The sequence below is a fragment of the Shinella sumterensis genome, from assembly GCF_004514425.2.
Taxonomy (GTDB): Bacteria; Pseudomonadota; Alphaproteobacteria; order Rhizobiales; family Rhizobiaceae; genus Shinella; species Shinella sumterensis.
The window spans coordinates 1-1659 of sequence record NZ_MYFN02000043.1 but is presented as its reverse complement, the minus strand read 5'-3'; the positions used below and the strand labels follow the sequence as shown (position 1 = coordinate 1659).

The 1659-nt window shown below is 64.0% G+C and carries 2 protein-coding genes; both read right to left on the bottom strand.

Annotation, left to right across the window (positions count from 1 at the left end; all coding sequences use genetic code 11):
* Positions 1 to 830, bottom strand: an 830-nt coding sequence (locus B5M41_RS26705) for an ABC transporter permease (RefSeq protein WP_134653393.1), incomplete at its 3' end; no start/stop codon positions are given.
* Between the two features lie 2 nt (positions 831 to 832).
* On the bottom strand, positions 833 to 1659 hold an 827-nt coding region (locus B5M41_RS26700), incomplete at its 5' end, for an ABC transporter permease (protein ID WP_134653395.1).

Sequence of the window (1659 nt, the reverse complement as noted above, 5' to 3'; positions counted from 1 at the left end):
ATGGCCATGCGCTTGGCGCGTCTGACGGACATGCCCATCAGCACGGCATAGGTGCCGAGCAGCGCGAAGGAGAACAGCGTGGTCAGCACACCGAAGGCGAAGACGTTCGGATGCACTTCCACGGAGAAGGTGCCGTAGATGGCGAGCGGCAGCGTCAGGTCACGGCCCGAGGCGAACAGGGTGCGCGAGAACTCGTCATAGGACAGCGTGAAGGCAAACAGCATGGCCGACAGCACGCCGGGAAAGATCAGCGGGAAGGTGATCTTGCGGAAGGTCCGGGCCGGCGGAACGCCGAGCGACCACGCAGCCTCTTCCACACTCGGATCGAAGCGGTTGAAGATCGCCAGCATGACGAGGAAGGCGAAGGGGAACGTGTAGACCACATGCAAAACGAAGGCCGTGCCCCACCAGTGGCGGTCGATGCCGAGCGTGTTGGCGACCAGCGCCATGCCGAGGCCGACGAGCACGCCCGGAACCATCATGCCGAGCACGATGAGATAGAAGATCACACCCGAGCCGCGGAACTTCCTGCGGAACGCCTGGGCGGCGGTGACGCCGAGCACGGTGGAGACGATCATCGTCATGACGGCGAGCGCCAGCGAACGGAACAGCGCCTGGTCGATGGGCAGCGGCGCGATGCGCGAGGGCGGGGCCAGGCCGAAGAGGTGCTTGTACCAGTAGGTCGACCATTCGATGATCGGGAACTGCGGGCCGCCCTCCGGTCCCGTCTGGAACGACAGGATGGCAAGCACCGCGAGCGGGCCGTACAGGAACACGATGAACAGCGCGGTATAGACGCCGAGGCCGAACTTGATGCCGGAAGCGTTCATGATCAGAGCTCCTTCCTGAGATCGACGACGCGCAGCAGGGCGGCGACGACGGCGCCCATCAGGATCGTCAGCACCACGCCGGCGACGGCGGCGAAGGCCCATTTCAGCGACCCGACCTGGGTGACGATGATGTTGCCGAGCAGGTTCACCTTGCGGCCGGACAGCGCGGCGGATGTCGCGAACTCGCCGAGCACCATGACGGAGACGAAGATGGCGCCCACCACCACGCCCGGCATGGAGAGCGGCAGGATGATGGTGCGGAAGATGCGCCAGAAGCCGGCGCCGAGATCCTGCGCGGCCTCGATGACCGAGGGATCGATGCGGCCCAGCATGAAGGCGATGGGACCGACCATGAAGACGCAGTAGATCTGCGTCATGCCGATGATGACGGAGAGTTCGGAGAACAGCAGCACCTCGATCGGCTGGGTGATCACGCCGATCTTCATGAGGATCATGTTGATCGCGCCCTCCTTGCCGAGCATCGGCCGCCAGGCCAGCACGCGGATGAGGAAGGAGGTCCAGAACGGAATGACGCAGAGCACGAGCAGCGCGGTCGACAGCGTCTTGTTCTTGACGAACAGCCCGACGAAGAGTGCCGCCGGATAGCCGACGAGCAGCGTGGAAACGAGCACGATGAGCCAGATGCGCACCGTGGTCCACAACGCGCCGAGATAGGTATCCGACGTGAAGAAGGTGACCCAGCTCTTCAGCGTCAGCGTCGGCTCGATCTTGAACGTGGTCTGGGTCCAGAAGGAAACGTAGACCATCATCAGGATGGGCGCGACCAGGAAGAGCAACATCCACAGCGCACCAGGCGCCAGCAGCCAGA